Consider the following 6,784-nt stretch of genomic DNA (forward strand, 5'->3'; position numbering starts at 1 on the left):
CCAGCGGAATCACCGCCGCCGCCAGCAGCGCGCTGCGCCACCCCGAGACGGCCGCCGTCCCGGCCAGGAACAGCGGCGCGGCGGCCCAGCCCAGGTTCCCGCTGATGCCGTGCACCGAAAACGCATGCGCCATCCGCTCCTTGGACACGCGCTGCCCGAGCAGCGTGTAGTCGGCCGGGTGGAACACGCTGTTGCCCAGGCCCGCGAGCATCGAGCCGGCGAGCAGCATCAGATAGTTGGGTGCCGCCGCCAGCACCAGCGCCGAGACGCCCAACAGCGCCAGCCCCGCGAACAGCACCTTCCGCGGGCCGACGTGGTCGACCACGAAGCCGGCCAGCGTCTGCCCCACGCCGGAGACCACAAAGAACACCGTCATCAGGAAGCCGCATTCGGCATAGGTCAAGTTGAAGCCCGCCTTCAGCCACGGGAACAGCGCGGCGAGGATCAGGTGATAGAAGTGCGAGACGCCATGGGCCAGGCCCACCAGGCCGATGACCCGCGCGTCCTGGCGGAGGGAGGAAGAAGTCATGTGGGAACGTGCTTTTGGTTGCGAACGGCAGCCAGTGTAGGCAGGTTTGGCTCGACAGTTTTCCGCCAGCGGGACATAATTTGTCGCGAAACCGACAACCCTGTGGAAGCACCGCCATGGCCATCACCGTCCGCACCGACACCGCCCTGCGCCCCAACAAGCGCGGCCCCTCGCCCGGGCAGCCGGTGCGTGCCTGCGCGCGGGACCTGCGGGCGGCGGACGTGCTCACGCCGCACCGGCATCCATGGGGCCAGTTCACGTTCGCGCTCTCCGGCGTGCTGCGCGTGAATGCGGGCGGCAGCACCTGGATCGTGCCGCCGCAGCGCGCGATCTGGGTTCCCGCGGAAGTCGAGCATGAGGTGGTGGTGATCGAAAAGACCCAGCTGCGGCCCCTGGACATCCTGGCCGCACGATCTCCTTTCCCGGATGGTCAGTGCCGCGTGCTGGAGGTGTCGCCGCTGCTGCGCGAGGCCATCGTGGCGCTGTGCGACGCCTTCACCAACGAAGGCAGTGCGCGCGAGCGCGTGCTGGGAGAGCTGATCCTCGACGAACTGGCGCGGGCGCCGACCACACCAAGCCGCATTCCTCTCCCGACGGACAAGCGCCTGCGCACCCTGTGCGATGCGCTGCTGGCCGAGCCAGATTGCGCACGCACGCTGGGCGAATGGGCTGGTGATGTCGGCGCGTCCGAACGCACGCTGGCGCGCCTGTTCGACCGGGAGCTGGGGATGGGCTTCAACCAGTGGCGCCAGCAGGTGCGGCTGGCGCATGCGGCGCCGCTGATTGCGCGCGGGGTGCCGCTGTCGCAGGTGGCGGCGGAGCTGGGCTATGCGAGCCAGTCGGCGTTCACCGCGATGTTCAAGAAGACCTTCGGCGCCCCGCCGACAGTCTTCTTCGGTAGCGGCGGATAGAAAATCGGCAGCACGCGGCCGCCGTCACCCTCCTCAGCGCGGGGGGATCACCGGATCCCCAAAAAAAACGGCGGCACGTAGCCGCCGTAACCCTCTGCTAGGAGACCTACCTACTACGCTTACGCGTGCGCGCCCTCGTGATGCTCGGCCGCACCGAACACGATCTCGCCGCCCTGCACCCGCACCGGAATCACATCCTTCGGGCCATAGTGCCCCTGCAGGATGGCCTTCGACAGCGGATTCTCGATCTGCTGCTGGATCGCCCGCTTGAGCGGACGCGCGCCATACACCGGGTCATATCCCGCTTCCGCAATCTTCTGCAGCGCTTCCTCGGACATATCGAGCCCCATTTCCATCTGTGCCAGGCGCTTCTCCAGGCTGCGCAGCTGGATGCGCGCGATATCGCCGATGTTCTTCTCGTCCAGCCCATGGAACACCACGATCTCGTCGATCCGGTTGATGAACTCCGGCCGGAAATGCCCGCGCACCTCCGCCATCACCGCCAGCTTGACCACCGCCGGATCGGATTCGTCCATCGACTGGATCTTGTGCGAGCCGAGATTCGACGTCATCACGATCACCGTATTCTTGAAGTCCACCGTGCGCCCCTGGCCATCGGTCATGCGGCCGTCGTCCAGTACCTGCAGCAGCACGTTGAACACGTCCTGGTGCGCCTTCTCGATCTCGTCCAGCAGGATCACGCTATACGGCTTGCGGCGCACGGCCTCGGTCAGGTAGCCGCCCTCCTCGTAGCCCACATACCCCGGCGGCGCGCCGATCAGGCGGGCCACGGAATGCTTCTCCATGAACTCACTCATGTCGATGCGGATCAGCGATTCCTCGGTATCGAACAGGAAGTTGGCGAGCGCCTTGCACAGCTCCGTCTTGCCGACGCCCGTCGGGCCGAGGAACATGAAGGAGCCATACGGCCGGTTCGGATCGGCCAGGCCTGCGCGCGAGCGGCGGATCGCGTCCGCCACCGCGTTGATGGCTTCGTCCTGGCCCACCACGCGTTCGTGCAGTTTCTCTTCGATGTGCAACAGCTTGTCGCGCTCACCCTGCATCATGCGCGAGACCGGGATGCCGGTGGCACGCGAGACCACTTCCGCGATCTCCTCGGCACCCACCTGGGTGCGCAGCAGGCGCGGTTTGTTGGCTTCCGCATGCACGTCGTTGCTGGCGGCTTCCGCGGCCTTCAGCTCGGACTCCAGCTGCGGCAGGCGGCCGTACTGCAGCTCCGACACCTTCTGCCAGTCGGACTTGCGCTTGGCCTCCTCCATCTGCTGCTTGATCGACTCGATTTCTTCCTTGATGTGGGTGGAGCCCTGCACCTGCGCCTTCTCGGCCTTCAGCACTTCCTCGTAGTCGTTGTACTCGCGCTCCAGGCGGGCGATCTCCTCGTCGATCAGGTCCAGGCGGCGGCGCGAGGCCTCGTCCTTCTCCTTCTTGACGGCTTCCTTCTCGATCTTCAGTTGAATGAGGCGGCGTTCCAGCTTGTCCATCACCTCCGGCTTGGAGTCGATCTCGATCTTGATCTTGGAGGCCGCTTCGTCGATCAGGTCAATCGCCTTGTCGGGCAGGAAGCGGTCCGTGATGTAGCGGTGCGAAAGCTCCGCCGCCGCGATGATCGCGGGGTCGGTGATCTCCACCTTGTGATGCAGCTCGTACTTGTCCTGCAGGCCGCGCAGGATGGCGATGGTCGCCTCAACGCTCGGCTCTTCCACCAGGATCTTCTGGAAGCGGCGCTCCAGCGCGGCGTCCTTCTCGATGTACTTGCGGTACTCGTCCAGCGTGGTTGCGCCGATGCAGTGCAGCTCACCGCGCGCCAGCGCCGGCTTGAGCATGTTCCCCGCATCCATCGCGCCTTCCGCCTTGCCCGCGCCGACCATGGTGTGCAGCTCGTCGATGAAGACGATGGTCATGCCCTCATCCAGCGACAGCTCCTTGAGCACGGCCTTGAGGCGCTCTTCGAATTCGCCGCGGTACTTGGCCCCGGCCAGCAGCGCGGCCATGTCCAGCGACAGCACGCGCTTGCCCTTGAGCGAATCCGGCACCTCGCCGTTGACGATGCGCTGGGCCAGGCCTTCCACGATGGCGGTCTTGCCCACGCCCGGCTCGCCGATCAGCACCGGGTTGTTCTTGGTGCGGCGCTGCAGGACCTGGATCGCGCGCCGGATTTCGTCGTCGCGGCCGATCACCGGATCGAGCTTGCCCATGCGGGCGCGCTCGGTCAGGTCCAGGGTGTACTTCTTGAGCGCTTCGCGCTGGCCTTCGGCGTCCTGCGAATTCACGTTCTCGCCGCCGCGCACGGCCTGGATGGCCGATTCCAGCGCCTTGCGGGTGAGGCCGTTCTCGCGCGCCAGCTTGCCGGCGTCGGATTTGTCGTCCGTAAGCGCGAGCAGGATCATCTCGCTGGACAGGAACTGGTCGCCGCGCTTCTGGGATTCACGGTCGGCCAGGTTCAACAGCGACATCAGCTCGCGGCTGACCTGCACCTCGCCGCCGGTGCCGGTCACTTTCGGCACGCGTTCGAGGCCGTTGCGCAGGGCGTTGGTCAGCCCCTGGACGTTGACGCCGGCGCGCTGCAGCAGCGAACGCGCGCCGCCGTCGTCCTGGTTCAGGAGGGCGGTGAGCAGGTGGACCGGCTCGATGTACTGGTTGTCGTTCCCGACCGCCAGGCTCTGCGCATCAGCCAGCGCTTCCTGGAGCTTGGTGGTGAGCTTATCTTGACGCATGGTTGGGTTCTCCCCGATTCATAAGTTGACTCGAAGATAGGGTTGACCGGATGCCTTTTCAAGAATCCAAATCAATTTTGCGCGCAAGAGATGGCGAATGGCGCCGCGCAGCGTCCCGGGAACCGCAGGTCAGGAGCTGGCCACGGCCCGCCAGGTGGCGAACCCGGCCACGCAGAACAGGATCGATCCGGCCAGGTGCAGGAGGATGTGGGCCAGCGCCCAGCCGTATTGCCCGCGCTGGAGCAGCAGCACCGATTCGCCCGAGAACGTGGAGAAGGTGGTCAGGCCGCCGAGGAAGCCGGTGATGGCAAACAGCCGCCACTCGGGCGGAATATGCGGGTGGCTGCCGAAGAAACCCAGCGCCAGGCCGACCAGGTAGCCGCCGGTCAGGTTGGCGGCCACGGTGCCGAAATTGATGTGGGCGTGGAATTGCGTGAGCCAGAGCGACAGGCCCCAGCGCAGCCAGGCCCCGAAGGCGGCGCCCAGCCCGACCGCCAGCCAGCTCATCGGGCGGCCCACTTGCGCAGGGCGGTCTCGTCGGTGACGCGGGCGTCCACCCAGCGCGCGCCGGACGGGGTCTGCTCCTTCTTCCAGAACGGCGCTTCGGTCTTCAGGTAGTCGATGATGAACTCGCAGGCGGCAAAGGCCTCCCCGCGATGGGCGGCGGAGACGGCGACAAGGACGATCTGGTCCAGGGGCTGGAGCGGACCCACCCGGTGGATGACGCGGGCATTGTACAGCGGCCAGCGCTGCATGGCCTGCTCGACGATGCGCTCGATCGACTGCTCGGTCATGCCCGGGTAGTGCTCCAGCTCCATGGAGGAGACGGCCGAACCGTCATTCATGTCGCGCACGGTGCCGACGAAGGTCACCACGCCGCCCACGCGCGCGTCCCCGGCGCGCAGGCGCGCCACTTCGGCGGAGAGGTCAAAATCCTCCGTCTGCACCTGCACGCGGTTCATCGATGATCCCGGCCGATGCGCGGGTAGAGGTGTTCCAGGCGGGTGGCGCTGCGGGCGTCCGACAGCGCGGGCAAGGCCAGCAGCTCCAGGAACTGGGCGAACTGGGTCACCGGCTTCTGCCCGGACTTGAGCGAAGTCTGCAGCACTTCCACCTGCAGGCGCAGGCGGTCGCGCGCGAATTCGGCGCCGCTGTCGACCCCGGCCACGATCTCCAGGCGCAGCAGGCCGTCCATCAGGCGCGTCTGGTTGGCCTTGAGCTGGGTGACGTAGCCGTCGCGGTTGCCGTTGCGGGCATCGAGCGCGGCGCGGAAGCGGCGCTCCAGCGTGCTTTCCAGATCAGCGGGCTGGAGCGCGGGCAGCGCGGTCCAGCGGGCCTCCCAGTCCGTGCTGGTGTCGCCACCGTTGGCAACGCTGTCCTCCAGCTCCTGCACCAGGCGCAGCTTGTCGCGCAGGCGGCTGGCCTGGGCCACGCTGGCGGCCCGGCGGGCAGAGTCGACCTTGTGCTGCACGGCGGAGATGGCGGCGTGATAGCGCTTGTCCAGCTTGGCTTCGTTGGCGCGCGGAACGGGGCCGATGGCGTGCCACTCGGAGGCGGCCTGGCGCAGCGCGGCGGGCGCGTTGCTCACGTCATCCAGCTGTTCCAGGCGGGCGCAGATGGCTTCCTTGGCGACCTGGTGGGCCTTGCGCTCGGCATCGGCGGCGTGGGCGCTTTCCTTGCGGCGGTTGAAGACCTCGTCACAGGCGGCACGGAAGCGCTGCCACAGGGCCTGCTCGGCCTTGCGCTCCAGCGGCAGCGCCTTGGCGGCGTGCTGCCAGCGCTCCTGGGCGCTGCGCAGGGCGTCCAGCATGTGGCGGTCATGCGGGTTCAGGTTGCGGACTTCGTCAATCAAAGCCTCGCGCTGCTCGCGCTCGTGCTCGCGGCGGCTGCCCAGGGGTTCTTCCAGCACCTGCAGGGCGCGGTGGAATTCGGTGTCCAGGCGCTTTTTCTCTTTGCGGTCGATGGCGCCGAGGTGGGACCAGGCCAGCGTCAGGCGCTGGACCGTGGCGGCCAGGTGCTTCCAGTCGTGCGAGCCTTCGACCTGGAAACGGCCAACTTCGGCGTTGGCTTCGTCCAGCAGCGCCTGGCCCTTGGCGGCGTTGGCGTGGCGCTCGTCGGCCAGGTGCTTGAAGTGGGCGGCAGCGGGCGCGTAGGCCGCGGTGCAGGCGGCGTCGAAGCGCTCCCACAGGGCCTTGGGCGCGGCGCCTGAGACCGTGTCCAGCTTCTTCCAGCGGTCGCGCAGGCTGCCGACTTTCTGGGCCAGCTCGCTCATCGCCATCTTGGCGTCTTTCAGCACTTCCGCGGCCTTGATCAGTTCCTCGCGCGAGATGTTGCCACCCCAGCGGGCCCAGTCGTTCAGGCGTTTCATTTCGGCGCGGGCGCGGGCCAGGCGGTCGGTCAGCCCGGCACCGAGGCGGAAGCCCTTGGTCTCTTTCAGCTCCTTGTCGAGGTCGGCCGCGACGTGCAGCGCGCCCTCTTGAATGGCGGTTTCGAAGGCGTCCACCTTGTCGAGGAAGGCCTTGTCCGGCGGCGGCAAATTCGGCTTCGGCTGCTTCGCGCGCGGTGCTGCCGTCGGAAACCTGGTTCGCCATCGCTAACCGCATCCTGGC

General features: G+C 67.3%; 6 protein-coding genes. 1 reads left to right on the plus strand and 5 read right to left on the minus strand.

The genetic code is table 11. The features are described from left to right. Positions 1-529: MFS transporter (locus tag E4L96_RS00105; RefSeq protein ID WP_135205208.1), on the minus strand; the 529-nt coding region annotated here is incomplete at its 3' end. A 116-nt stretch (positions 530-645) separates the two neighbouring features. Between E4L96_RS00105 and E4L96_RS00110 the strand changes: the two genes are divergently transcribed. Further along, positions 646-1,440, plus strand: a complete 795-nt coding sequence (locus E4L96_RS00110; protein WP_135205209.1) for an AraC family transcriptional regulator — start codon at positions 646-648, stop codon at positions 1,438-1,440. 119 nt (positions 1,441-1,559) lie between these two features. On the opposite strand, the gene clpB is transcribed toward E4L96_RS00110, so the two are convergent. The 4 genes from clpB to E4L96_RS00130 form a co-directional block, all read right to left on the minus strand. After that, positions 1,560-4,175 carry an ATP-dependent chaperone ClpB gene (clpB, locus tag E4L96_RS00115; RefSeq protein ID WP_135205210.1) on the minus strand — a complete coding sequence of 872 codons (2,616 nt, stop codon included), beginning with the start codon at positions 4,173-4,175 and terminating at the stop codon, positions 1,560-1,562. Positions 4,176-4,304: 129 nt separating this feature from the next. Then, positions 4,305-4,682 (minus strand): fluoride efflux transporter CrcB, encoded by a 378-nt coding sequence (crcB, locus tag E4L96_RS00120; protein ID WP_135205211.1) that lies wholly within the window; start codon positions 4,680-4,682, stop codon positions 4,305-4,307. Beyond that, positions 4,679-5,137, minus strand: coding sequence for a molybdopterin synthase catalytic subunit MoaE (gene moaE, locus E4L96_RS00125; RefSeq protein WP_135205212.1), 459 nt, complete (start codon positions 5,135-5,137; stop codon positions 4,679-4,681). Before moaE ends, crcB begins: the two co-directional genes overlap by 4 nt. Next, complete coding sequence (locus E4L96_RS00130) at positions 5,134-6,711, minus strand: DUF349 domain-containing protein (protein WP_135205213.1); 1,578 nt, start codon at positions 6,709-6,711, stop codon at positions 5,134-5,136. Before E4L96_RS00130 ends, moaE begins: the two co-directional genes overlap by 4 nt. Between the last annotated feature and the right edge of the window lie 73 nt (positions 6,712-6,784).

The sequence above is a fragment of the Zemynaea arenosa genome, assembly GCF_004614185.1.
Taxonomy (GTDB): Bacteria; Pseudomonadota; Gammaproteobacteria; order Burkholderiales; family Burkholderiaceae_D; genus Telluria; species Telluria arenosa.

Coding starts and splice junctions, on each gene's coding strand:
- E4L96_RS00110 (WP_135205209.1), top strand. CDS start 646: ATGGCCATCACCGTCCGCACCGACACCGCCCTGCGCCCCAACAAGCGC.
- clpB (WP_135205210.1), bottom strand. CDS start 4,175: ATGCGTCAAGATAAGCTCACCACCAAGCTCCAGGAAGCGCTGGCTGAT.
- crcB (WP_135205211.1), bottom strand. CDS start 4,682: ATGAGCTGGCTGGCGGTCGGGCTGGGCGCCGCCTTCGGGGCCTGGCTG.
- moaE (WP_135205212.1), bottom strand. CDS start 5,137: ATGAACCGCGTGCAGGTGCAGACGGAGGATTTTGACCTCTCCGCCGAA.